The 23,006-nt window shown below is 63.0% G+C and carries 24 protein-coding genes and 1 other RNA gene; 18 read left to right on the top strand and 7 right to left on the bottom strand.

The window, feature by feature from the left end; translation table 11 throughout:
* Positions 1-75: 75 nt before the first annotated feature.
* The 3 genes from G7020_RS03315 (at position 76) to secB (ending at position 1,336) form a co-directional block, all read left to right on the top strand.
* A complete protein-coding gene (locus tag G7020_RS03315; protein WP_181082517.1) occupies positions 76-489 on the top strand; it encodes a rhodanese-like domain-containing protein in 414 nt (137 codons plus the stop codon).
* Between the two features lie 2 nt (positions 490-491).
* The gene (gene grxC / locus G7020_RS03310) at positions 492-746 is read left to right on the top strand and encodes a glutaredoxin 3 (protein WP_181082516.1); all 255 of its coding nucleotides are present in this window, start codon (positions 492-494) and stop codon (positions 744-746) included.
* Between the two features lie 101 nt (positions 747-847).
* Positions 848-1,336 (top strand): protein-export chaperone SecB, encoded by a 489-nt coding sequence (secB, locus tag G7020_RS03305; protein ID WP_181082515.1) that lies wholly within the window; start codon positions 848-850, stop codon positions 1,334-1,336.
* A gap of 289 nt (positions 1,337-1,625) precedes the next feature.
* Here the strand turns inward: secB and G7020_RS03300 are convergent, their stop codons facing one another.
* Positions 1,626-2,606, bottom strand: coding sequence for an NADPH:quinone oxidoreductase family protein (locus G7020_RS03300; RefSeq protein WP_181082514.1), 981 nt, complete (start codon positions 2,604-2,606; stop codon positions 1,626-1,628).
* A gap of 135 nt (positions 2,607-2,741) precedes the next feature.
* Here G7020_RS03300 and G7020_RS03295 point away from each other — a divergent pair, with 135 nt between their 5' ends.
* Positions 2,742-3,179, top strand: a complete 438-nt coding sequence (locus G7020_RS03295) for a flagellar basal body-associated protein FliL (RefSeq protein ID WP_181082513.1) — start codon at positions 2,742-2,744, stop codon at positions 3,177-3,179.
* Positions 3,180-3,194: 15 nt separating this feature from the next.
* On the opposite strand, the gene G7020_RS03290 is transcribed toward G7020_RS03295, so the two are convergent.
* Positions 3,195-3,644 (bottom strand): EVE domain-containing protein, encoded by a 450-nt coding sequence (locus tag G7020_RS03290; protein ID WP_181082512.1) that lies wholly within the window; start codon positions 3,642-3,644, stop codon positions 3,195-3,197.
* Between the two features lie 122 nt (positions 3,645-3,766).
* On the opposite strand from G7020_RS03290, the gene G7020_RS03285 reads away from it, so the two are divergent.
* Positions 3,767-3,991: a hypothetical protein gene (locus G7020_RS03285; protein WP_181082602.1), complete on the top strand. Its 225-nt coding sequence runs from the start codon at positions 3,767-3,769 to the stop codon at positions 3,989-3,991.
* A 28-nt stretch (positions 3,992-4,019) separates the two neighbouring features.
* Here G7020_RS03285 and G7020_RS03280 read toward each other — a convergent pair whose 3' ends face one another.
* The 4 genes from G7020_RS03280 to G7020_RS03265 all read right to left on the bottom strand — a co-directional run bounded on the left by G7020_RS03280 (position 4,020) and on the right by G7020_RS03265 (position 5,382).
* Entirely contained in the window at positions 4,020-4,646 is a 627-nt protein-coding gene (locus G7020_RS03280; RefSeq protein ID WP_181082511.1) for a 5-formyltetrahydrofolate cyclo-ligase, read from the bottom strand.
* A gap of 6 nt (positions 4,647-4,652) precedes the next feature.
* A non-coding RNA gene (gene ssrS / locus G7020_RS03275) (6S RNA) lies at positions 4,653-4,831 on the bottom strand.
* Positions 4,832-4,864: 33 nt separating this feature from the next.
* A complete protein-coding gene (locus G7020_RS03270; protein ID WP_181082510.1) occupies positions 4,865-5,176 on the bottom strand; it encodes a cell division protein ZapA in 312 nt (103 codons plus the stop codon).
* Positions 5,173-5,382, bottom strand: a complete 210-nt coding sequence (locus G7020_RS03265) for a TIGR02449 family protein (RefSeq protein ID WP_181082509.1) — start codon at positions 5,380-5,382, stop codon at positions 5,173-5,175. The genes G7020_RS03270 and G7020_RS03265 overlap by 4 nt, the downstream gene beginning before the upstream one ends.
* Positions 5,383-5,504: 122 nt before the next feature.
* Between G7020_RS03265 and G7020_RS03260 the strand changes: the two genes are divergently transcribed.
* The 9 genes from G7020_RS03260 (at position 5,505) to gcvP (ending at position 17,685) form a co-directional block, all read left to right on the top strand.
* Positions 5,505-6,059, top strand: a complete 555-nt coding sequence (locus tag G7020_RS03260) for a YecA family protein (protein WP_181082508.1) — start codon at positions 5,505-5,507, stop codon at positions 6,057-6,059.
* Between the two features lie 16 nt (positions 6,060-6,075).
* Complete coding sequence (gene pepP / locus G7020_RS03255; RefSeq protein ID WP_181082507.1) at positions 6,076-7,407, top strand: Xaa-Pro aminopeptidase; 1,332 nt, start codon at positions 6,076-6,078, stop codon at positions 7,405-7,407.
* A 3-nt stretch (positions 7,408-7,410) separates the two neighbouring features.
* A complete protein-coding gene (gene ubiH, locus G7020_RS03250; RefSeq protein ID WP_181082506.1) occupies positions 7,411-8,589 on the top strand; it encodes a 2-octaprenyl-6-methoxyphenyl hydroxylase in 1,179 nt (392 codons plus the stop codon).
* Positions 8,590-8,656: 67 nt separating this feature from the next.
* Positions 8,657-9,877, top strand: coding sequence for a 2-octaprenyl-3-methyl-6-methoxy-1,4-benzoquinol hydroxylase (locus G7020_RS03245; protein WP_181082505.1), 1,221 nt, complete (start codon positions 8,657-8,659; stop codon positions 9,875-9,877).
* Between the two features lie 109 nt (positions 9,878-9,986).
* Entirely contained in the window at positions 9,987-10,988 is a 1,002-nt protein-coding gene (locus G7020_RS03240) for an extracellular solute-binding protein (RefSeq protein ID WP_181082504.1), read from the top strand.
* A 160-nt stretch (positions 10,989-11,148) separates the two neighbouring features.
* A complete protein-coding gene (locus G7020_RS03235; RefSeq protein ID WP_181082503.1) occupies positions 11,149-12,759 on the top strand; it encodes an ABC transporter permease subunit in 1,611 nt (536 codons plus the stop codon).
* 143 nt (positions 12,760-12,902) lie between these two features.
* The gene (gcvT, locus tag G7020_RS03230; protein WP_181082502.1) at positions 12,903-13,985 is read left to right on the top strand and encodes a glycine cleavage system aminomethyltransferase GcvT; all 1,083 of its coding nucleotides are present in this window, start codon (positions 12,903-12,905) and stop codon (positions 13,983-13,985) included.
* A 66-nt stretch (positions 13,986-14,051) separates the two neighbouring features.
* Positions 14,052-14,441, top strand: coding sequence for a glycine cleavage system protein GcvH (gene gcvH, locus G7020_RS03225; RefSeq protein WP_181082501.1), 390 nt, complete (start codon positions 14,052-14,054; stop codon positions 14,439-14,441).
* 367 nt (positions 14,442-14,808) lie between these two features.
* Positions 14,809-17,685, top strand: a complete 2,877-nt coding sequence (gcvP, locus tag G7020_RS03220; RefSeq protein ID WP_181082500.1) for an aminomethyl-transferring glycine dehydrogenase — start codon at positions 14,809-14,811, stop codon at positions 17,683-17,685.
* Positions 17,686-17,876: 191 nt separating this feature from the next.
* On the opposite strand, the gene yihA is transcribed toward gcvP, so the two are convergent.
* Positions 17,877-18,512, bottom strand: coding sequence for a ribosome biogenesis GTP-binding protein YihA/YsxC (gene yihA, locus G7020_RS03215; protein WP_181082499.1), 636 nt, complete (start codon positions 18,510-18,512; stop codon positions 17,877-17,879).
* 301 nt (positions 18,513-18,813) lie between these two features.
* Between yihA and G7020_RS03210 the strand changes: the two genes are divergently transcribed.
* The 4 genes from G7020_RS03210 (at position 18,814) to G7020_RS03195 (ending at position 23,006) form a co-directional block, all read left to right on the top strand.
* Positions 18,814-19,446: a c-type cytochrome gene (locus tag G7020_RS03210; protein ID WP_181082498.1), complete on the top strand. Its 633-nt coding sequence runs from the start codon at positions 18,814-18,816 to the stop codon at positions 19,444-19,446.
* A 186-nt stretch (positions 19,447-19,632) separates the two neighbouring features.
* On the top strand, positions 19,633-20,262 hold the full coding sequence (locus G7020_RS03205) for a thiol:disulfide interchange protein DsbA/DsbL (RefSeq protein ID WP_181082497.1): 630 nt from the start codon (positions 19,633-19,635) through the stop codon (positions 20,260-20,262).
* A gap of 6 nt (positions 20,263-20,268) precedes the next feature.
* Positions 20,269-21,138 (top strand): endonuclease/exonuclease/phosphatase family protein, encoded by an 870-nt coding sequence (locus G7020_RS03200; protein WP_181082496.1) that lies wholly within the window; start codon positions 20,269-20,271, stop codon positions 21,136-21,138.
* Positions 21,135-23,006 (top strand): GGDEF domain-containing protein, encoded by a 1,872-nt coding sequence (locus tag G7020_RS03195; RefSeq protein WP_181082495.1) that lies wholly within the window; start codon positions 21,135-21,137, stop codon positions 23,004-23,006. The genes G7020_RS03200 and G7020_RS03195 overlap by 4 nt, the downstream gene beginning before the upstream one ends.

The raw sequence follows: 23,006 nt of genomic DNA, 5'->3' as shown, positions 1-23,006 counted from the left end.
ACACGATTGGCAGGGTTCAGCCGGCAAAGGGGGCTGTGTATACTGCCGGGATTTTACCCTCCGGGAACCTTGTAGATGGTCGCTAACCTGATTGAATTCGTCTCTAACAACTATGTACTTGTCAGCATCTTCCTGGCATTGCTCGTTCTGCTCGCCATCACCGAAGCGCAGAAGGGTGGCAAGAGCCTGGGCAGCCGGGAGCTGACGGGGCTGGTCAACCGTGACGAAGGCGTGGTGTTGGACGTGCGTGCCAAGAAGGAGTTCGATGCGGGTCATATCGTCGATGCATTGAACATTCCCCACGAAAAACTGGTCAGCCGACTGAGCGAGCTGGAAAAGCACAAGGCCAGGACGATCATCGTCGTCGATGCCATGGGCCAGCACGCCGGAACGGCCTGTCGCGAGCTGAAGAAGGCGGGCTTCACTGCCGTCAAGCTGTCTGGGGGGATGTCCAGCTGGCGCGGCGACAATCTGCCAGTGGTCAAATAAACATGCCTGAAGTCGTCATCTATACCACCGCCTGGTGTCCGTTTTGTGTGCGGGCCAAGAGCCTGCTGCAGCGCAAGGGCGTTGCCTTCAATGAAATTCCAGTGGACGGCAAGCCGGCCTTGCGTGCCGAAATGGCCAGCAAGGCCGGGCGCACTTCGGTACCGCAGATATGGATCGGAGGCCGGCACGTCGGTGGCTGTGATGAACTGCACGCGCTGGAGCGTGCAGGGCGTCTGGATGCGATGCTTCAGGGCTGATTTGCCGCAACAGGTGGTTTTTTCAACGACCTGACAGGGTGCCCGGATGCCAGGTCCGGGCAGGGAATCCAATACAACATGCACAGCGAGAAGGCTTTCACATGACTGAACAAGCAAACAACGGCGCAGCCGCCGCTCAGGAAGAGCAGGGCGCACAGTTTTCCCTGCAGCGCATCTATGTCCGCGACCTTTCCTTCGAGGCGCCGAAAAGCCCCGAGATCTTCCGTCAGGAATGGAATCCCAGCGTTGCGCTGGATCTGAACACCCGCCAGAAGACGCTGGAAGGCGATTTCCATGAAGTGGTGCTGACCCTCTCGGTCACGGTGAAGACCGGCGAAGAAGTCGCCTTTATCGCCGAAGTGCAGCAGGCCGGAATTTTCCTGATCAAGGGCCTGGAGCCCCAGGCCATGAGCCACACGCTGGGTGCCTTCTGCCCGAACATCCTCTTCCCCTACGCCCGCGAAGCGCTGGACAACCTGGTCACCCGTGGCTCCTTCCCGGCCCTGATGCTGGCGCCGGTGAACTTCGATGCGCTCTACGCTCAGGAGATGGAGCGTATCCAGCAGGCTGGCGAGGCTACCGCGCACTGATCGTAGATCGAGTCACGCTTCACCGACCCGGCGAGCGGGCTGTCAGGCGCGGTAAAGGCCGGCGCCTTGTTCGTCGGATTACGCCTTCGGCTAATCCGACCTACGGTTGGCTGTAGGTCAGGTCGCGCTTCAGCGACCCGGCGAGCGGAGTCATGGTGGATGTTAAAAGCGATATCTACCCTACGCTGGCTGTAGGTCGGGTCACGCTTCACCGACCCGACGAGCGGGCTGCCAGGCGCGCTAGAGGCCGATGCCTTGTCCGTCGGATTACGCCTTCGGCTAATCCAACCTACCTTACCTGCACCACCAGCTTGCCCACCGCCTTGCGTTGGCCGAGCGTGGCGATCGCCTTGCCAGCCTGTTCCAGTGGAAATGTCTGCGAGACCAGCGGCTTGAGTCTGCCTTCGGCGTACCAGGCAAACAATTGCCTGAAGTTGGCGGCATTGTCATGCGGCTGGCGCTGGGCGAAAGCGCCCCAGAATACGCCGATCAGCGAGGCGCCCTTGAGCAGGGGCAGGTTGGCCGGCAGCGCCGGAATCTCGCCGCCGGCGGCGAATCCCACCACCAGCATGCGACCGTTCCAGGCGATGCTGCGAAAGGCTTCCACGAACAGCGTGCCGCCGACAGGGTCGTAGATCACATCCACGCCCTGCCCGTTGGTGAGCGCCTTCAACTGCTCCTTCAGATTCGTTTCGCTGTAATTGATGAGTTCGTCGGCGCCGGCGTTTCTGGCGACTTCCAGCTTCTCGGTGGTCGAGGCTGCCGCAATCACGCGAGCCCCCATGGCTTTGCCGATCTCCACCGCCGCCAGGCCGACGCCCCCGGAGGCTCCGAGCACCAGCAGGGTTTCGCCGGGCTGCAGGTTGGCGCGCTGCTTGAGCGCATGCATCGAGGTGCCATAGGTCATGCCGAAGGCCGCTGCGGTGGTGAAATCCATTTCAGCGGGAATCGGCAGCACGTTCTGGCCAGACACTGCGACCTGCTCGGCGAAGCCGCCCCAGCCGGTCAGCGCCATCACCCGGTCGCCGGCCTTCAGATGGGTGACGCTTTCACCCACTGCGGCCACCACGCCCGTCGCTTCGCCACCCGGTGAAAAGGGAAAGGCAGGCTTGAACTGGTATTTGCCCTCGATGATCAGGGTGTCCGGAAAGTTGACCCCGGCTGCATGCACGTCGAGCAGTACCTCGCCTTTCCTGATTGAGGGGCTGTCGACATCTTCGATAACGAGGTTTTCGGTCGGGCCGAAGGCTTTGCACAGAACGGCTTTCATCGGGCTTCCTTTTTCATGGTTTCGAGAACGTTTGGGCTCGTTCAGTCTAGAAGGCTGCCTTGCGGGCGCAATGAGCATGGTCCGTCATGATGGCAATACATAAGGCCGGGCTTGGGTCCGCGCCTGGCACTGGTTATGCTGGCGGTCGTTCTCCCCTGGAGTGTTCCCGTGACGCGCATCCTTGCTTTCTGTCTGGCGCTTGGCCTGGCGACGCCGGCCCTGGCCGAAAAATCCGCAGCCGATACGGCAGCGACAAAAACCATCTACTACACCCTGGTGCCCGCGCTGGTTGGCAACTACGGTGCGGATGGGAAATTGAAGTATTACAAGGCGGACGTTGCCCTGCGTATTGGCTCCAGCGAGGCCGAGGCCAGGGTCAAGCACCATGAACCGCTGATTCGCAATCAACTGGTGATGCTGTTTTCGCAGCAGACCGATGCCAGCCTGGGGAGCGTCGAGGCCAAGGAAATCCTGCGCAAGGAAGCCCTGCAGCAGGTGCAGGCGGTACTTGCCCAGGAAGAGGGCAGCCCTCTGGTGGATGATCTCTTGTTCAACAACCTGATCATCCAGTAGAGAGCCGTTCGCCGCTCAGCGCATGGCCAGAATGGCCTGCCACTCCGTCTCGCTGACAGGCATCACTGAAAGCCGGCTGCCTTTTTGCACCAGGGGCATCTGCGCAAGCGCCGGTTCGGCCTTGAGTCGGGATAGTCTCATGACCGACTGGAAAACCTCGACGAAACCGACCTCCACCGCGCACCAGGGATTTTTCGTCTCGCTGGCTTTGGCGTCGAAATAAGGGCTCTCGGGATCGAGAGCGGTGGGGTCCGGATAGGCCGTCCGGAGGATGCTGCCGATTCCGGCAATGCCGGGCGTTGCGCAGCTGGAGTGATAAAAGAAAAAACGGTCGCCCTGAGCCATTGCGCGCAGAAAGTTGCGGGCCTGATAATTGCGCACGCCATCCCAGCGTGCGTGGCCGAGTTGTTCGAGATTGCGAATGGAGAATTCATCGGGTTCGGACTTCATCAGCCAGTAGGGCATGCTATTTGCTCGCTGTGGTTCGCTTGAAAGGGTTCTCGAACGCACATTCCCCGACAATCGGTCCCGATGCGTGTTTGCACTGCATGGAGGCATAGCGGAGAATGCCGCGCTTGAGGTGGGTGTTGTCGAGCCTGAAAACTAAAAATGATATGGCTTGGCAGGGACTATTCGCCTGGCAGGGGGAGGCGAACATCATTATGAAACGCAAGCCGGATATTCTTTGGATCCTGGTACTGGTTTTCGGTTTGGGTGTAGTCACCACGGGCTATACCCAGGGGTTGTGGGAGCGCTCTGAAGCCTCGGCACCAATGATCCCTATCAGTCATTCGCAGCAACTCCAGCGCTGAATCGGCTGCGCCGCACGGATGCGGCTCGCTACATTCCTTCGGACGTTCTGTCCCGTTTCACGTACCAGCTTCTGTCTGTTACCGCCGCCTGCAAATCAACATCCCAGCTTGCCAGCGGCAGGCGATCAACTTTCTGGCATTCATGGGCAAGCCCCAAAAGCGTCGGTTTGTGACTTTTTTTGCGCCTTGAGCGATACGCCAGGCTGCGATCATAGAAGCCGCCACCCATGCCCAGGCGACCGCCGTGTTCATCGAACCCCACCAGTGGCATCAGTAGCAGGTCCAGCGTCCAGACCGGTTGTTGGCGCGCCTGGCAGAATATCGGTTCGGCGATGCCGAAGCGGTTGGGTTTCAGGCGTTCGCCCGGCAGGATGCGCTGGAACACCATACGGGTTCGCGGCCAGGCGTTGAGGACCGGCAGATAAGTGGCTTTGCCCATTTTCTGTGCGGCGCGCAGCAGCGGGCGCGGATCGATCTCGCCATCGTTGGGCAGGTAGAGGGCAATATGCCGTGCGCGGCGGAACAGGGGATGTTGTGCCAACTGGCGATGGAGTCGCTGTGCGGCGAGGCGTTGCTGGGTGGGTGAAAGGTTGCGGCGTTCATGCCGTAGCAAGCGGCGCAACGCCAGGCGCGAAAGGCCTTCGGCGGCGATCATGAAAAAAGACTCCCCAGCATGCCGCTGCCCGCGTAGGCCCTTGAACCCGAGAGTTCAAGGTGGCGACTACAGGATACCTTAAGGCTTTCCGTCAAGCGGACATGCACACCGGCACCACATGTAGCCTCCAGGATGTTGCTTATCGGGAGAGGGTCATCGCCGACTGGCGAACATGCCAGGGAGGTGCGGGGATTATAACGCAATCCGTGAACCGTTCATCAGTTGCCGGAAGAGTTTGGGTCGGTCAGCGCACTGTCGACGCGTTCGAGCAGGGTGCGTACGTGTTCGCGCGCACTGTTGGCCTCGGCATCCAGGCGGTCATGCTTGTGCAGCAATTCGTGGGTAATGTTCAGGGCTGCCATGACCGCAATGCGGTCGGCACCTATCACTTTTCCGCCGCTGCGAATCTCGCGCATCTTGCGGTCCAGGTAGCTCGCGGCACCTTCCAGGTTGCTGCGCTCCTCGGTGGGACAGGCGATGCAGTATTCCTTGTCCAGAATATGCACGGTAACGGTGTTCGGCTGGGTCATGAGTCCTGCTCCAGGGCTTTCAGGCGCGAAATCATGGATTCGACCTTCACGCGTGCCATTTCGTTCTTTTCAATCAGCTGGGCGCGTTCCTCGCGCCACGCCTGTTCGCTGTGCAGCAGCAGGCGATTCTGTACTTTCAACTGCTCGATGCGCTGAATCAGTTGCTCCAGCCGGGCGCTCAGCAATTGCAGGTCGGCGTCTACCATGGAATTCCCGATGATTGAGGCGAGTACCGGCAGGTCTCGCTTCGATGGTCTTGGCTCGTTCGCCGGTGCTAGGATACGAGGCCTTCATTCTAGACATAGCGCCCTCGTGCGCCTAGCTGCCAATGCCCATTCAGAATTCACCGTATGCTGCCTTCGCCACATTGCTGGCCGACACCCCGCTGACCGTTACTCCTGCAGAGCTGCATGGCCTGTTGCTGGGTCGCAGTTGTGCCGGCGCCGGCTTCGACATCGAACCCTGGCTGCTCGATGCCGGCGAACTGCTGGGTGGCGAGCCCGAAGAGTCGGTGCGTCAGGCCCTGATCGGCCTGCAGGAAATGGTCAAGGGGGAACTGGCTGGTGACGATATCGCCATCGTGCTGCTGTTGCCGTCCGACGAAGCTCCGCTGGCCGAGCGTGCGCTGGCGCTGGGACAATGGTGCCAGAGCTTTCTTGCAGGTTTCGGGCTGATCGCCGGTGATCGCGCGCTGAGCGGCGAAGCCATGGAAGTGCTGCAGGACATGGTGGCCATCGCCCAGGTGCAGGGCGCGCTGGAAGAATCCGAGGATGGCGAAAGCGATTACATGGAGGTGATGGAGTATCTGCGTGTCGCGCCGCTGCTGCTGTTCACCGAATGCGCCAAGCCGCTGGCGCCGACAGCCAAGCCCTCCCTGCATTGAGGAATTCCTTTCACCCATGACTCGCATCCCGAAATCGGAATATGCCCGCCGTCGCAAAACGCTGATGGCGCAGATGGAACCCAACAGCATCGCCATCCTGCCGGCGGCGCCGATGTATATCCGCAATCGCGACGTCGAGCACATCTACCGCCAGGACAGCGATTTCCAGTATCTCTCCGGTTTTCCCGAGCCGGAGGCGGTGATCGCGCTGATACCGGGGCGCGAGCACGGCGAATACGTGCTGTTCTGCCGCGAGCGCGACCCCGAGCGTGAATTGTGGGACGGGCTGCGTGCCGGGCAGGACGGCGCCATCGATGAATTCGGTGCGGACGATGCCTTTCCCATCAACGATATCGACGACATCCTTCCCGGCCTGATCGAGGGGCGTTCGCGCGTCTACTACGCCATCGGCACCAATGAGGCCTTCGACCACCGCCTGATGGAGTGGATCAAGAGCATCCGCGCCAAGGCGCGCCAGGGCGCGCAGCCGCCTAACGAATTCGTCGCTCTCGACCACCTGCTGCATGACCTGCGCCTGTACAAGTCGGCCAGCGAGGTGAAGGTGATGAGGCATGCGGCGGAGATTTCCGCGCGCGCGCACATCCGTGCCATGCAGGCCAGCCGCGCCGGACTGTACGAGTATCATCTGGAAGCCGAACTGGACTACGAATTCCGCAAGGGCGGGGCGAAGATGCCGGCCTACGGCTCCATCGTCGCGGCGGGCCGCAACGCCTGCATCCTGCACTACCGCGAGAACGACGCGCCGCTCAGGGACGGTGATCTGGTACTGATCGACGCCGGCTGCGAGATCGACTGCTATGCCAGCGACATCACCCGCACCTTCCCGGTCAGCGGCAGATTCTCGCCCGAGCAGAAGGCCATCTACGAGCTGGTGCTGGCGGCCAACGAGGAAGCCTTCAACCATATCGCCCCCGGCAAACACTGGAACGAAGCCCACGAGGCCACGGTGCGGGTCATCACTACCGGGCTGGTGGAGCTGGGTCTGCTGCAGGGCAACGTCGACGAGCTGATCGCCAGCGAAGCCTACAAGCCCTTCTACATGCACCGCGCCGGCCACTGGCTGGGCCTGGACGTGCACGACGTCGGCGATTACAAGGTCGGCGGCGAGTGGCGCGTGCTCGAACCGGGGATGGCGATGACCGTCGAGCCGGGTATCTATATCGCGGCGGACAACCTGCTGGTGACGAAGAAATGGCGCGGTATCGGCGTGCGTATCGAGGATGACGTGGTGGTGACGAAGGCCGGCTGCGAGATTCTCACCGGCGGCGTGCCGAAAAGCGTCGCCGAGATCGAGGCGTTGATGGCCGCTGCGCACGAGGTCGCCTGAACCATGAGCGTACTGGCGATCATCGGCGGCGGGCTGGTTGGCGCCAGCCTCGCGCTGGCTTTGCAGCAGGGCGCGAAGCAGCGCGGCTGGACGATTCTGCTGATCGAGCCCTTCGAACCGGGCAGCGAATACCAGCCCAGCTACGATGCGCGCTCCACGGCGCTGTCCTACGGCACGCGGCTGATCTACCAGCGGTTGGGCGTCTGGGAGCGGATTGCCGAGTGCGCCGAGCCGATTACCCATATCCAGGTTTCCGACCGTGGCCGCGCCGGCGCCACCCGGCTCGATGCGCAGAGCGAACAGGTGCCGGCGCTGGGCTATGTGGTGGAGAACGCCTGGATCGGTCATTGCCTGTGGCAGGCGCTGGATGATGAGGTGGTGCGGCGCCATTGCCCCGCCGAGGTCGAGCGCATGCAGCCCACGTCTGATGGCTGGCAGCTGACCCTGACCGATGGCCGGCAGCTCGATTGCGCGCTGGCGGTGCTGGCCGATGGTGGTCGCTCCGCGCTGCGCGAGCAGCTCGGCATCGAGGTCAGGCGCACACCCTACGGGCAGACCGCGCTGATTGCCAACGTGACACCGGGCAAGCCCCACGGCGGGCAGGCCTTCGAACGCTTCACCGATGACGGCCCGATGGCCCTGCTGCCGGTGCGCGACAACCGCTGTGCGCTGGTCTGGAGCCGCTCGGAAGCGGATGCGGCACGGCTGGTGGCGCTGAACGAAGCGCAGTTCCTCGACGAGTTGCAACAAGCCTTCGGCTATCGCCTGGGTGGCTTCCAGCAGGTCGGTGCGCGACACCTGTATCCGCTGTCGCTGGTCGAGGCGACGGAACAGGTGCGTTCCGGTCTGGTGGTGCTGGGCAATGCCGCACACAGCCTGCACCCCATTGCCGGGCAGGGCTACAATCTGTCGCTGCGTGACGCCGAGGTGCTGGCCGCGACCCTGCTGAACAGCCGTGCTGCGCCGGGCGATCTGGCCGTATTGCGGGACTACCAGCGCCGCCAGCGCCTGGACCAGCATCTGACCGTGGGCTTTTCCGATCGGCTGACGCGCCTGTTCGGCGACTCCGGCTCCCTGATCGCGGCGGGGCGCAATCTCGGCCTGCTCGCGCTGGACCTGCTGCCACCGGCCAAGGGCTGGTTCGCGCGCCAGGCCATGGGGTTGGGTGTGCGCGAAAGCTGAATGCGCTGTCCAGAGTGCAAGACCTCATACAAGCCGCAGACCGTTGTACATGCGCAGGAGAGAATTGATGCAAGCGGACCTCATCATCGTGGGCGCCGGGATGGTCGGCAGCACGCTGGCACTGGCGCTGCAGGATTGCGGGCTGAATATCCGGCTGATCGATGCCGGACCGCTTGAGCCGCAGGCCTTCGCCGCGTCCGATCCGTTCGAGCCGCGCGTCAGTGCGCTGTCGGCGGCGAGCCAGCGGATTCTCGAACGCCTTGGCGCCTGGCCGGGCATCGTCCAGCGCCGCGCCAGCCCCTACGGTGACATGCGCGTGTGGGATGGCTCCGGCACCGGACAGATCCATTTTTCCGCTGCCTCGGTACATGCCGAGGTGCTCGGCCATATCGTCGAGAACCGCGTGGTGCAGGATGCGCTGCTGGAGGCGCTCAAGACGCGTGGCTCGGTAGAGCTGATCGCCGGGGCGCGCCTCGAACGGCTGCGTCAGGATGAAGCCGGCTGGCACCTGACCCTGGACGACGGCCAGCAACTGAACGCCGGTCTGCTGGTCGCCGCCGATGGCGCCAATTCCGCGGTACGGCGTCTGGCCGGCTGCGAGACGCGGGAATGGGACTACCTGCACCATGCCATCGTCACCAGTGTGCGCTGCGCCGAACCGCACCAGCGCACGGCCTGGCAGCGCTTCACCGATGATGGTCCGCTGGCGTTCCTGCCCTTGCAGCGTGAAGGCGACGAACACTGGTGCTCCATCGTCTGGTCGGCCACCGAGAGCGAGGCGCGGCGGCTGATGGCGCTGGACGACGAATGCTTCCGTCAGGCCCTCGGGCGTGCCTTCGAGCATCGCCTGGGCGAGGTGCTGGAAGTCGATCCGCGCCTGTGCATCCCGCTGCGCCAGCGTCATGCCAAGCGTTATGTGCAGCCCGGCCTGGCGCTGATCGGCGATGCCGCCCACACCATCCACCCGCTGGCCGGACAGGGCGTCAACCTCGGTTTGCTGGATGCGGCGGTGCTGGCCGAGGTGCTGCTCGCGGCGCTCAGGCGCGGCATGCAGCCCGGCGATCCGCGCGTGCTGGCGCGTTTCGAGCGTCGGCGAATGCCGCACAACCTGGCGATGATGGCCGCGATGGAAAGCTTCGAGCGGCTGTTCCAGGCCGATAACCTGCCGCTGCGCTGGCTGCGCAACGCCGGGCTGAAAGGCATCGAGGCGCTGCCGGAGGCGAAAGCCTTGTTCGTGCGCCAGGCGCTGGGGCTGAGCGGTGATCTGCCTGATCTGGCAAGGCCGTAGGTGGATGAAACTTTGCGTTGACTTGATTTGACGCAAATTTCCGTGTTGAGAAACTAAATGACATTCACTACTATTTGGCCTCTTTTATCGAGTCAACGGAGGCTGATCCATGCAGGCAAGCAAAGGCTTACTCGCCGCTCTGGCGCTCACCGCGCTGTCCGGCGCCGTACAGGCTGCCGATGAGGTGGTGGTTTACTCCTCACGCATCGATGAGTTGATCAAGCCCGTATTCGATGCCTATACCGAAAAAACCGGCGTGAAGGTGAAGTTCATCACCGACAAGGAAGCGCCGCTGATGGCACGCATCAAGGCCGAAGGCGCCAACACCCCGGCCGACCTGCTGTTGACCGTCGATGGCGGCAACCTCTGGCAGGCCGAGCAGATGGGTATTCTCCAACCGATGAATTCCCAGCAGGTAAAAGACAACATTCCCGCGCAGTATCGTTCTTCCACCGATGCCTGGACCGGCCTGTCGCTGCGTGCGCGGACCATCGTCTACTCCCCCGAGCGCGTCGAAGAAGGTGAGTTGAGCACTTATGAAGCACTGGCGGACGAGCGCTGGGATGGCCGTCTGTGCCTGCGTACCAGCAAGAAGGTCTACAACCAGTCGCTGACCGCCACCATGATCGAAACCCATGGTGCGCAGAAGACCGAGGAAATCATCAAGAGTTGGGTAGGCAACCTGGCCACTGACGTCTTCGCCGACGACACCGCCCTGATCCAGGCCGTCGATGCCGGTCAGTGCGATGTCGGTATCATCAACACCTACTACTTCGGGCGTCTGCACAAGCAGAAGCCGGACCTGAAAGCCAAGCTGTTCTGGCCCAACCAGGATGACCGTGGCGTTCACGTCAACCTGTCCGGCATCGGCCTGACCCAGCATGCGCCGAACCCCGACGCCGCGCGCAAGCTGGTCGAGTGGATGACTACGCCCGAGGCGCAGAGCATCTTTGCCGATGCAAACATGGAGTTTCCAGCTAATCCGGATGTGAAGCCGTCTTCGGAAGTGGCCTCGTGGGGCGAGTTCAAGGCCGATACCATCCCGGTCGAAGTCGCCGGCAAGCGCCAGGCGGAAGCCATCAGACTGATGGATCGGGCGGGCTGGCGGTAAAGGTAGACCGGGTCACGCTCCACCGACCCGATGCGCGGACTTCAGGCTTGTTGTCGGGTTACGCCTTCGGCTAACCCGACCTACAGCTGCCTGCGGCTGCGGTTATACTCGACGCCCCCGCCTGGCCGGGGGCGTTTTCATTTCTGCTTCCGAGGCTTGCGTGTCCCACCCCGTCGAGCGCCGCTGGTATCCCCTCACATTTACAGTGGCTGCGCTGGTATTGCTGCCGTTGAGCGTCCTGTTGATCAGCTGGGGCGACATCGATGGCGAGATATGGTCGCACCTCTGGGAAACCCAGATTCCGCGCCTGCTGGGCAATACCCTGACGCTGCTGCTGGGTGTGGGGATCGGTGTGGTAGCGCTGGGCGTCAGCCTCGCCTGGTTGACGGCGCTCTGCGAATTCCCCGGTCGACGCTGGCTGGACTGGGCGCTGATGCTGCCCTTCGCGATTCCCGCCTACGTGCTGGCATTCGTTTTCATCGGCCTGCTGGACTTCGCCGGACCGGTGCAGACCCTGGCGCGCGAGTGGTTCGGCAGTGGGGTGCGCTTCCCCAGGGTGCGCTCCACCGGCGGGGTGATCATCGTCCTGGTGCTGGTGTTCTATCCCTATGTCTACCTGTTGGCGCGTTCGGCGTTCATCGCTCAAGGCAGGGGGCTGATGGAAGCTGCGCGGGTGCTCGGGCAGTCGCCCTGGAAGGCCTTCTGGAGCGTGGCGCTGCCCATGGCGCGACCTGCGATTGGCGCCGGACTGGCGCTGGCGCTGATGGAAACCCTGGCCGATTTCGGTGCGGTTTCAGTGTTCAATTTCGATACTTTCACCACCGCCATCTACAAGACCTGGTACGGCTTTTTCAGTCTCACCAGCGCCACGCAACTGGCCAGCCTGCTGCTGCTGGCGGTGATGCTGGTGCTCTACGGCGAGCGTCGTGCCCGTGGCGTGGCCAGGCCGGCCAATGACCGGGCGCGTTCGACCGCGCTTTATCATCTGCGCGGCTTCAAGGCGCTTGCGGCCAGTGGCTGGTGCGGGCTGGTGTTTCTCTGCGCCTTCGTCATCCCGATGCTGCAGTTGCTGGCCTGGTTCTGGCAACGCGGGCGCTTCGATCTCGATGAGCGCTACGCCGGGCTGATCCTGCATACGCTTTATCTGGGCGGGCTTGCGGCGCTGATCACCGTCGCGGTGGCCTTGCTGCTGGCCTTCGCCCGGCGGCAGGCGCCGGTTCGCTCGATCAGGGCGGCCGTCGGGCTGGCGAATCTCGGCTATGCGCTGCCGGGTTCGGTACTGGCGGTGTCGATCATGCTTGCCTTCAGCTACCTCGACCGCGAGCTGGTCATTCCGCTTTCCGCCTGGCTCGGTGGCGCTGGCAAGCCCATCCTGCTCGGCAGCCTCGGCGCCTTGCTGCTGGCCTATCTGATTCGTTTCATGGCCGTGGCGTTCGGCCCGCTGGAAAATGCCCTGGCGCGTATCCGCCCATCGCTGCCGCAGGCCTCGCGCAGCCTCGGCGTGGGCGGTCCGGCACTGTTCTTCCGGGTCTACCTGCCGCTGCTGCTGCCCGGCACCCTGAGCGCCGCGCTGCTGGTATTCGTCGACGTGCTCAAGGAAATGCCGGCCACGCTGTTGATGCGGCCCTTCGGTTGGGACACCCTGGCGGTGCGCATCTTCGAGATGACCAGCGAGGGCGAGTGGGCGCGTGCCGCACTGCCGGCGCTGACGCTTGTGCTGGTGGGGCTGTTGCCGGTGATCCTGCTGATCCGGCGTTCGGCCAAAGGGTGAAAGACGGCTGTCGCATGTGCCGTGACCTGTCACAACCTTGGGGCTACAATGCGCGCCATTCAAAAGTCGCATGTCTTTGGCGGGGCGGCTTTATATAGGCTTTACCTCTGCCGCTTCGGCGACCTGCCCGGAAGGAGAAACCCATGGGTCAGCGCACTCCCCTTTATGATCAGCATCTGGCGCTCGGCGCGAAAATGGTGGATTTCGGCGGCTGGGACATGCCGCTGCATTACGGCTCGCAGGTAGAAGAGCACCACCAGGTCCGCCGTGATTGCGGCGTATTCGATGTTTCCCACATGACCATCGTCGATGTCGCCGGTGCTCAGGCCAAGGGCTATCTGCAGCGCCTGCTGGCCAACGACGTGGCGCGCCTGAGAGAAGTCGGCAAGGCGCTCTACAGCGCGATGCTCAACAAGGCCGGCGGGGTGATCGACGACCTGATCGTCTACCTGACCGAGCAGGGCTACCGCCTGGTGCTCAATGCCGGTACGCGCGACAAGGATATGGTCTGGCTGCAGTCCCATGCCGAGGATTTCGAGGTCACGCTGCACGAGCGCGCCGACCTGGCGATGCTTGCCATCCAGGGGCCGCAGGCGCGCGCGCGGATGATGGACATCGTCGCCCAGAGCCGCACCACCCTGATTCAGGAACTCAAACCCTTCTACGGCCTGACGGCGGGCGACTGGTTTATCGGACGTACCGGTTATACCGGCGAGGATGGCCTGGAAATCATCCTGCCGGCCGAGGAGGCGCCGGACTTCTTCAGCGAGCTGGTCGGGGCCGGTATCGCGCCCATCGGCCTCGGAGCCCGTGACACCCTGCGCCTGGAGGCCGGGCTGAATCTCTACGGTCAGGACATGAATGAAGACGTCTCGCCGCTGGCTGCGAACATGGGTTGGTCCATCGCCTGGGAACCGGCGGAACGCGACTTCATTGGCCGCGCGGCCCTGCAGGCGCAGCGCGAGCACAACGAGCAGCCGCGTCTGGTCGGCCTGGTGCTCGAAGAGCGCGGTGTGCTCCGGGCACATCAGGTGGTGCGGGTCAACGGCATCGGCGAAGGTGAAATCACCAGTGGCAGCTTTTCGCCCACGCTGGGCAAATCCATCGCCCTGGCTCGCGTGCCCGCCAATACCGCCGAGCGTGCCGAAGTGGAGATTCGCAACAAATGGTATCCCGTGCGCGTTGTGCAGCCGACCTTCGTGCGCAACGGCAGGGTACTGGTATAAATTCGACCCGACCGCTTCGCGCCACAGCCGTGCGCGACCCGCACCGACAGCCATGAGGACAGATGAATGAGCGACCTACCCAGCGATCTGCGTTACGCCGCCAGCCATGAATGGGCCCGTCAGGAGGCCGATGGCAGTGTCAGTGTGGGCATTTCCGATCATGCCCAGCAGGCGCTGGGAGACGTGGTCTATGTCGAGCTGCCGGAAGTCGGCCAGCAACTGAAGGCAGGCCAGCAGGCCGGCGTGGTGGAGTCGGTCAAGGCGGCATCGGACATCTATGCGCCGATCTCCGGTGTCGTCATCGCCGTCAACGAACTGCTCGCCGACGCGCCCGAGCAGGTCAACAACGAACCCTACGGCAGCTGGTTCTTCCGTCTGCAGCCGGATGCTCCGGCAGAGCTGGAGGCGCTGCTCACGGCAGATGCCTACAAGGCCTCCTGCGACGCCGACGCCTGATCGCTCAATCGCCAAGCCCCGCTCTGTCGGGGCTTTTCTTTTTTGGTTGTGTCCCCGTTACGTGTTGCTGGAGCATGCCTGGTAGGTCGGGTAACGCTTTATCGACCCGACAGGCGAGCGTCCAGAGGCGTTAAATGCCGAGGGGCAGACAGGGATTATCGGATTAGGCCTTCGGGGCGTCGGATTACGCCTTCGGCTAATCCAGGCTACGGGCTACAGCTGGAAGGGTGGGGGACTGTTTGTGGGAGCGGCTTCAGCCGAGAAATTCGCGGAGTGCTCTGGTTCCAAAAAAGCGCTCCCACAAATGCAGGTTTGCTCCGCCAATACGTAATTGGAACATAGTCTTCTTTTTCGAGAGTAGCTACCCATGCCGTTCATGCCATCTCTTTCCCAGCTTCAGCAACCCGATGCCTTTCTGCGCCGTCATATCGGCCCTGACGCGCCCGAGCAGGAGGCCATGCTGGAGGCGCTCGGGCTGGGCAGTCGCGAGCAACTGATCGATGAAACCGTGCCTCCGGCGATCCGCCTGCGGGGCGAGTTGGCATTGCCGGCGGCGCTGGATGAGCAGGATGCCCTGGCGCGCCTGCGCGGTCATGCCGAACGCAACCAGCTGTGGACCAGCCTGATCGGCATGGGTTACCACGGCACCATCACCCCGCCGGTGATCGTGCGTAACCTGCTGGAAAACCCCGGCTGGTATACCGCTTACACGCCCTATCAGCCGGAGATTTCCCAAGGCCGCCTCGAAGCGCTGCTGAATTTCCAGCAACTGACCATGGACCTGACCGGCCTCGATCTGGCCAACGCCTCGCTGCTGGACGAGGCCACGGCAGCCGCCGAAGCCATGGCGCTGGCCCGAAGGGTGTCGAAGAGCGCCAGCAATCGTTTCTTCGTCGATGAGAACTGCCATCCGCAGACGCTCTCGGTGATGCGGACCCGCGCCGAGGGCTTCGGTTTCGAACTGGTGGTTGGCGCCATTGAGGCCATCGAGGGGCAGGCGCTGTTCGGTGCGCTGCTGCAATATCCCGATAGCCATGGCGAGATTCGTGATCTGCGACCCGTCATCGAGCAGTTGCATGCCGGGCAGGCGCTGGCCTGCGTGGCTGCCGACCCGCTCAGCCTGCTGTTGCTGACGCCGCCCGGTGAGCTGGGTGCCGACGTGGTGCTCGGCTCGACCCAGCGCTTCGGCGTGCCCATGGGTTATGGCGGCCCGCATGCGGCCTATTTCGCCACCCGTGACGAATTCAAACGCGCCATGCCGGGCCGGCTTATCGGCGTCTCCCGTGATGCCCGTGGCAACACCGCGTTGCGCATGGCGCTGCAGACCCGCGAGCAGCATATCCGCCGCGAGAAGGCCAACTCCAATATCTGTACGGCGCAGGTGCTGCTGGCCAATATCGCCAGCAGCTACGCGGTCTACCACGGCCCCGAAGGGCTCAGACGCATCGCCCAGCGCGTGCACCGGCTGACGGCGCTGCTCGCTGCCGGGCTGGAGCGCAAGGGCATGGTCCGCCTCAACCGGCACTTCTTCGACACCCTGACCCTGGAAGTGGGCGGTGCACAGACGGCCATCATCGAAAGCGCGGCGGCAGCGCGGATCAACCTGCGCATCCTTGGGCGCGGCAGGCTTGGCGTCAGCCTCGACGAAACCTGCAGCGAGACGACCGTCGAGCAACTGCTGGCGATCTTCCTCGGCGCTGATCACGGGTTGGAGATCGCTGCGCTGGATGCCGGCGAAATCGCCAGTGGCATCCCGCCCGGATTGCGGCGCAGCAGTGCGTACCTGACCCATCCGGTGTTCAACACGCACCACAGCGAAACCGAGATGCTGCGCTACCTCAAGCAGCTGGAAAACAAGGACCTGGCGCTGAATCAGGCGATGATTCCGCTCGGCTCCTGCACCATGAAGCTCAACGCTACCAGCGAGATGATCCCCATCACCTGGCCGGAATTCGCCAACCTGCACCCCTTCGCTCCGCGCGAGCAGGCCCAGGGTTACCGGCTGATGATCGACGAGCTGGAAACCTGGCTCTGTGCGATCACCGGCTTCGATTCGATTTCGATGCAGCCCAACTCGGGCGCACAGGGTGAATACGCCGGCCTGGTCGCCATCCGCAAATATCACGAGAGCCGTGGCGAAGGTCAGCGCGATATCTGCCTGATTCCCTCGTCAGCCCATGGCACTAACCCGGCCACGGCGCAGATGGTCGGCATGCAGGTGGTCATCGTCGATTGCGACCGGGGGGGCAACGTCGATCTGCAGGATCTGGAACGCAAGGCCGCCGAAGCCGGCGGCAGGCTCGCCTGCCTGATGATCACCTATCCCTCGACCCACGGCGTGTACGAGGAAAACGTTCGCGAGATCTGCGCGGCGATCCACGCCCGGGGCGGGCAGGTCTACATGGATGGCGCCAACCTCAACGCCCAGGTCGGCCTGGCGCGGCCAGCGGACATCGGCGCCGACGTCTCGCACATGAACCTGCACAAGACCTTCTGCATTCCCCATGGCGGCGGTGGCCCGGGCATGGGGCCGATTGGCGTCAAGGCGCATCTGGCGCCCTTCGTCGCCAATCATCCGGTGGTGGAGCTGCAGGGACCTGATGCGCGCAATAGCGCGATCAGCGCCGCGCCCTGGGGCAGCGCCAGCATCCTGCCGATCAGCTGGATGTACATTGCCATGATGGGCCCGCAGCTGCGCGAAGCCACGGAAGTGGCGATCCTCAGCGCCAACTACCTGGCCATGCGTCTTGGCGAGGCTTACCCGGTGCTCTACAGCGGGCGCAACGGGCGCGTGGCGCACGAGTGCATCATCGACCTGCGTCCGCTCAAGGCGCAGACCGGCATCAGCGAGGAAGACGTCGCCAAGCGCCTGATGGATTATGGCTTCCATGCGCCGACCATGTCCTTCCCGGTGCCGGGCACGCTGATGGTCGAACCCACCGAGAGCGAATCGAAGGCCGAGCTGGATCGCTTCGTCGAAGCGATGCTGAGCATCCGCGCCGAGATCGCCCGCGTTGAGAAGGGCGACTGGCCGGCGGACAACAATCCGCTGGTGAGTGCGCCGCACACCCTGGCCGACGTGATCGACGCCTGGGAGCGGCCCTACAGCATCGCCGAAGCCGTCACCCCGAGCGCCCACGCGCTGGCACATAAGTACTGGCCGGCGGTGAACCGGGTCGACAACGTGTTCGGCGATCGCAACCTGTTCTGCGCCTGCGCGCCGGTCGAGGATTATCGGGATTGAAGCACTTGATGCCCCAGGGAGCGTAGCGTCGGGTGTTACAGCCACCGTGGCCGCGCACGTCGGGTCGGTGAAGCGTGACCCGACCTACAGCAGCGCAAGCTATGCCTTCGTAGGTCGAATTAGCCGAAGGCGTAATCCGACGATACGCAGGTGAAATCCGACGGGGCTGTCGCCGGTGGCGCGTTAACGCATCAGGCTTCAGGCTCTTCGTCGAACATCCCCAGCAGCTCGGCAAGCTTGAGTTGCGCTTCCTCGACGCCTTGGCGCTTGGGTGCGGAGAACAGCTGTACGCTGACGCCGTTGCCCCATTCCCTGTGAATGTCGCGCTGGATCGCCAGCAGAGCGCTTTTCGCCGCACCGAAGGCCAGCTTGTCGGACTTGGTCAGCAGGATATGCAGCGGCATTTCGCTGGCGCCGGACCAGTCGAGCATCATTCGGTCGAACTCGGTCAGCGGGTGGCGGATGTCCATCATCAGGAATACCCCGGCCAGGCTTTCGCGGCTGCTGAGGTAGGCTTCGAGGTGGCGCTGCCAGTGCTGCTTGAGCGGAATCGGCACCTTTGCATAGCCATAGCCGGGCAGATCGACCAGGCGGCGCTCGTCATCCAGGCGGAAGAAGTTCAACAGCTGGGTGCGACCAGGCGTTTTCGAGGTGCGCGCCAGGCTGGCATGGGTCAGGGTGTTCAGCGCGCTGGACTTGCCCGCATTGGAGCGACCGGCAAAGGCGACTTCCAGTCCCTCGTCAGCCGGGCACTGATCGACCTTGGCGGCGCTGGTCATGAATGTGGCTTGCTGGCAGAGGCCGAGAATCGGGTTTTTCGGGAGCATGATGGTTCCGGTGGGGCAGCTGGGCTGCAGCATCTTGTCAGAGCGACGAAACGTCACACGGACCTCGATGGGGCAATGGTTCATTTCCGTTTCACGGTTGCCAGTATATAATGCCGCAGATTTTGTGCGCGCTTTGCTCTGAAATGAACACCCTGATTCCGGTTTTCCGCTTCTGCAGGAGCGGACGGCAGGTTGCGATTTCGGGTGATGGCGCCAGCAAGCATAACGAGCGTGCCGCAGCCCGTGCTGCCGGTGGCCGACAAGTTTCCCTTTAAACCCTTAGCCGTAGTTGGATGAGCTGATGAACAAAGTACTCGTGAGTCTGCTGTTGACCCTTGGCATCACCGGTATGGCCCATGCGGCTGGCGACGCAGAAGCCGGTCAGAGCAAAGTTGCCGTGTGCGGCGCTTGCCACGGGGCCGATGGCAATAGCCCGGCACCGAACTTCCCAAAACTCGCCGGTCAGGGCGAGGTCTATCTGCTCAAGCAGCTGAAGGATATCAAGGCCGGCAGTACACCCGGCGCCCCTGAGGGTGTTGGTCGCAAGGTTCTGGAAATGACCGCCATGCTTGACCCTTACAGCGATCAGGACCTTGAAGATATCGCCGCCTACTTCGCCAGCCAGAAAGGCACAGTCGGCATGGCCGATCCGGCGCTGGTCGAACTGGGTGAACAGCTCTTCCGTGGTGGCAAACTTGATCTGGGCATGCCGGCCTGCACCGGTTGCCATGCACCCAACGGCGCGGGTAACGAGCTGGCGGCCTTCCCGCATCTGGGTGGCCAGCATGCTGCCTATACTGCCAAGCAACTGGTGGATTTCCGCGAAGGCAATCGCACCAATGATGGCGATACCATGATCATGCGCGCCATTGCCGCCAAGCTTAGCAACAAGGATATCGAAGCCCTGTCCAGCTACATCCAGGGTCTGCACTGACAGCGCTTGCGTTCCTGTCGGTGAAAGAAGGGCGTTCAGGCTTTGGCCGAACGCCCTTTTTCACATTGGCGGTGTCTACAATGAGCGTCAAGAGATTGAAAAGACGCTACAAGGCGCTGGCTCGCAGGGCTTCTTTGAGGCAGCCTGTCGTGCTATCGCTCAGTCGTTCATAGCCAAGGAGTCACCATGCGCACATTCATGCTCAGCGCCATCATCGCCGCCGCCAGTCTGTTCGGCCTGTCTGCCCATGCCGAAACGTTTCGTGCAGGCAAGGAATATGTCGAGCTGACAGCGCCGGTACCGGTGGCCGAGCCCGGCAAGATCGAAGTGGTGGAGCTGTTCTGGTACGGCTGCCCGCATTGCTACCAGTTCGAGCCGGTCATCAATCCCTGGGTCGAGCAGTTGCCCGAGGATGTGGATTTCAAGCGGGTTCCCGCCATGTTCGGCGGCATCTGGAACCTGCATGGCCAGCTGTTTCTGGCTCTTGAGTCGATGAATGTCGAGCAGAGTGTGCATGATGCCGTGTTCAGCGCTTACCACAATGAAGGCAACAAGCTCGATACACCGGAAAAAATGGCGGATCTGCTTGCTGACAAGGGCGTTGACCGCGATGCCTTCCTCAAGGCTTTCAATTCCTTCGGTGTGAAAGGCCGCGCAGAGCAGGCCAAGAAACTCGGCATGGCCTATCAGATAACAGGCGTGCCGGTGCTGGTGGTCAATGGCAAGTACCGCTTTGACCTCGGTTCGGCCGGTGGTCCGCAGCGTACGCTCGACGTTGCCGATTTCCTGATCGAAAAAGAACGCGCAGCCCGGTAGCGCAGGATGTTGCGTCGCTGGAGTTCACCGCGTCTGGCCGGTCCCGGCCAGACGCGAGTCAATTCCCAATGCCTGGATGCCAGCGGGCTGCCCTGCGATGGCCGGCTGCGTCTGCTCAGTTTCAACATCCAGGTGGGGATCAGTACCGAGCGTTACCATCACTACCTGACCCGCAGCTGGCAGCACCTGTTGCCTCATGCGGGGCGCGCCGGCAATCTGCAGCGTATCGGTGATCTGCTGGGCAACTACGATCTGGTGGCCCTGCAGGAGGCGGATGGCGGCAGCCTGCGTTCAGGCTATATCAATCAGGTCGAACACCTGGCCCAGCTCGGCGCCTTTCCCTACTGGTATCAGCAACTCAATCGCAACCTTGGCCGCTTCGCCCAGCACAGCAATGGCGTGCTCAGTCGCCTGGAGCCGCAAGGGCTTGAAGATCATCCACTGCCGGGGCCGTCCGGGCGTGGCGCGATTCTGCTCAAGTTCGGTGAGGGCGAGGATGCCCTGGTGGTGGTGGTCATGCATCTGGCGCTGGGCGGTGGGACCCGAACCCGGCAGCTGGCCTATATCCGCGAGCTGATCGGCGGTTACCGCCATCAGGTGCTGATGGGCGACATGAATACCCATGCCAGCGATCTGCTGGAGAATTCACCACTGCGCGACCTCGGTCTGCAGGCACCGCAGATCGAGGCGACCTTCCCTAGCTGGCGCCCGCAGCGCTGCCTGGATCATATCCTGCTGAGCCCCAGCCTGACCCTCGAACGTGTCGATGTGCTGGCGCAGGCGACATCCGATCATCTGCCGGTAGCGGTGGAAATTCGCCTGCCCGACTCCCTGCATGGCGATGCGTTTCCCATTCCCAAGGATAGGGTGAAATGAACGAAGAAGCTTCTCGCTGGAAGGAAAAATACCTGGCTTCGCTGGAGCAGCAGGAGCAGCTCGAAGCCCGCTGGAATATCCGTCTCGATCTGTTGCGGCGCAGCCTGGTGCGCAGCAGCCTTGCTGTTGAGGGGGCCGATCCTGTGGTCGAAAAGTGCATGCGCGACTTGCGCGAAGTGCTGCGCGACGATGATCTGGATCATGGCCTGGCGGCGCTGGTGCCGCGTCTCGAACGTGCCGTGCTGGCTACCGAACGTAACAAGCAGGAGCGTATCGAGCGTCTGGCTCAGGGCTTTCAGCGTCTGACTGCGCAGCTGCTGGCGCTGCCGTTGCCCAGCGAAGTGCGCAAGCCCTTGAAGGCCTATGCGCGAAAAGTACGGACACGTGCGGCGCAGTCGCGCGAGCTGCCCGTGCTGCTGGGGGAGTTGGGCGAGCTGCAGGATCGGGCGCTGACCGTGCAGATGGCGGGCGTCCCGCGTCCCGTGGGCCTGTTCGGCAGGCTGTTCGGTCAGCGCGAAGCCGATGCAGCCACTGCTGTGGAGGTGACTGGCGCAGCCGTTGCGCCAGAGCCCTTGGCCGCCGACTCGCAGATTGAGCCGGAAACAGCGGCCGCCACCGCCGTGCGTGCCTCACGCCAGACGGCGCCGGTCGCTCCTGCACCCTTGCCGACGCTGCCCGATCATGACGAGTCCCTTGGCTTGCAGGCCGTAGCCGATCCCGACGAGCCGCCTGCACTGTTGGAAGAAGAAAGCCAGACGTCGGCCCTGCTCGCCAGTGCCGGCGAGACGCTGGGTTATGTGCTGCCTGCAACGCCGGAGCAGGCTTACAGCGCCATTGCCGAGCGCGTGGAGTCGATGCTGTTCGGTCTGCTCGACGATATGCAGCAATGCGAGCCGCAGCAGGCCCAGGTGCAGGCGCTGCGTGAGCGGATTCAGCGAGGTCTGAACTGGTACGAACTGGTCCCGGTGCTGGACGATCTGGCGCAACTGATGATCGCCGTGGCCAATCAGGGCCAGCGAGAGTTCGAAAGCTATCTGCAACTGCTCAACGAGCGTCTGGCCAGCATGCAGGAAAGCCTCGGCGCGACGCATGACGGGCATGCGCGCAGCAGGGAAACCGCACAGGCACTGGATGAAGAGTTGCGCCAGCAGGTTGGCGGGCTGCAGAGCAGTATGCTCGAAGCCAGTGACCTGTCCAGCCTCAAGCAGGCCGTACAGGCGAGACTGGATGGCCTGCTGGAAACCGTCGATATCTATGAGCGTCAGCGCAGCGAACATGAAAAACAGGTGGGCGAGCGCCTGAGTACGCTGATCGAGCGAGTCGCGAGCCTTGAACAGGCCGCCACCGGCATGCGTCAGCATCTGGCCGAGCAGCGCAAGAAGGCGCTGCGCGATCCGCTTACCGAGCTGCCCAATCGGGCGGCCTGGGACGAACGCCTGGAAATGGAGGTTGCGCGCCAGCAACGCTACGGCGGTCAACTGCTGCTGGCCGTGCTGGACGTCGACCACTTCAAGCGCATCAATGACAGCTTCGGCCATCTGGCCGGCGATCGGGTCCTGAAGATCATCGCCAACGAGCTGCGCAAACGCTTGCGCAAGACTGATTTCATCGCCCGTTTCGGCGGTGAGGAATTTGCCCTGCTGCTTCCCGAGACACCGCTCGATGCCGGGCAGCAACTGATCGAAAGCCTGCGTGAAGGCATTCAGAACTGCCCGTTTCACTTCAAGGGTGAGCGCATCGAAGTCACCCTTTCGGGTGGGCTTGCCGCCTTTGTCGGACCGGAGCGCGCGGAGCAGGTGTTCGAGCGTGCCGACCGTGCGCTCTACCGGGCCAAGGATGCCGGGCGCAACCGAATCGAAATGGCCTGA

It is taken from the genome of Stutzerimonas stutzeri, assembly GCF_013522825.1.
Classification (GTDB): domain Bacteria; phylum Pseudomonadota; class Gammaproteobacteria; order Pseudomonadales; family Pseudomonadaceae; genus Stutzerimonas; species Stutzerimonas stutzeri_AK.
The sequence above is the reverse complement of the archived record's forward strand: the minus strand, read 5'-3'. Positions and strand labels throughout refer to the sequence as shown.

Coding starts and splice junctions, on each gene's coding strand:
- G7020_RS03205 (WP_181082497.1), top strand. CDS start 19,633: ATGCGCACATTCATGCTCAGCGCCATCATCGCCGCCGCCAGTCTGTTC.
- yihA (WP_181082499.1), bottom strand. CDS start 18,512: ATGCTCCCGAAAAACCCGATTCTCGGCCTCTGCCAGCAAGCCACATTC.
- gcvP (WP_181082500.1), top strand. CDS start 14,809: ATGCCGTTCATGCCATCTCTTTCCCAGCTTCAGCAACCCGATGCCTTT.
- G7020_RS03300 (WP_181082514.1), bottom strand. CDS start 2,606: ATGAAAGCCGTTCTGTGCAAAGCCTTCGGCCCGACCGAAAACCTCGTT.
- secB (WP_181082515.1), top strand. CDS start 848: ATGACTGAACAAGCAAACAACGGCGCAGCCGCCGCTCAGGAAGAGCAG.
- G7020_RS03200 (WP_181082496.1), top strand. CDS start 20,269: ATGTTGCGTCGCTGGAGTTCACCGCGTCTGGCCGGTCCCGGCCAGACG.
- G7020_RS03245 (WP_181082505.1), top strand. CDS start 8,657: ATGCAAGCGGACCTCATCATCGTGGGCGCCGGGATGGTCGGCAGCACG.
- ubiH (WP_181082506.1), top strand. CDS start 7,411: ATGAGCGTACTGGCGATCATCGGCGGCGGGCTGGTTGGCGCCAGCCTC.
- G7020_RS03195 (WP_181082495.1), top strand. CDS start 21,135: ATGAACGAAGAAGCTTCTCGCTGGAAGGAAAAATACCTGGCTTCGCTG.
- G7020_RS03280 (WP_181082511.1), bottom strand. CDS start 4,646: ATGATCGCCGCCGAAGGCCTTTCGCGCCTGGCGTTGCGCCGCTTGCTA.
- gcvH (WP_181082501.1), top strand. CDS start 14,052: ATGAGCGACCTACCCAGCGATCTGCGTTACGCCGCCAGCCATGAATGG.
- G7020_RS03295 (WP_181082513.1), top strand. CDS start 2,742: ATGCTGGCGGTCGTTCTCCCCTGGAGTGTTCCCGTGACGCGCATCCTT.
- G7020_RS03210 (WP_181082498.1), top strand. CDS start 18,814: ATGAACAAAGTACTCGTGAGTCTGCTGTTGACCCTTGGCATCACCGGT.
- G7020_RS03240 (WP_181082504.1), top strand. CDS start 9,987: ATGCAGGCAAGCAAAGGCTTACTCGCCGCTCTGGCGCTCACCGCGCTG.
- G7020_RS03265 (WP_181082509.1), bottom strand. CDS start 5,382: ATGGTAGACGCCGACCTGCAATTGCTGAGCGCCCGGCTGGAGCAACTG.
- G7020_RS03260 (WP_181082508.1), top strand. CDS start 5,505: ATGCCCATTCAGAATTCACCGTATGCTGCCTTCGCCACATTGCTGGCC.
- pepP (WP_181082507.1), top strand. CDS start 6,076: ATGACTCGCATCCCGAAATCGGAATATGCCCGCCGTCGCAAAACGCTG.
- gcvT (WP_181082502.1), top strand. CDS start 12,903: ATGGGTCAGCGCACTCCCCTTTATGATCAGCATCTGGCGCTCGGCGCG.
- G7020_RS03290 (WP_181082512.1), bottom strand. CDS start 3,644: ATGCCCTACTGGCTGATGAAGTCCGAACCCGATGAATTCTCCATTCGC.
- G7020_RS03270 (WP_181082510.1), bottom strand. CDS start 5,176: ATGACCCAGCCGAACACCGTTACCGTGCATATTCTGGACAAGGAATAC.
- G7020_RS03315 (WP_181082517.1), top strand. CDS start 76: ATGGTCGCTAACCTGATTGAATTCGTCTCTAACAACTATGTACTTGTC.
- grxC (WP_181082516.1), top strand. CDS start 492: ATGCCTGAAGTCGTCATCTATACCACCGCCTGGTGTCCGTTTTGTGTG.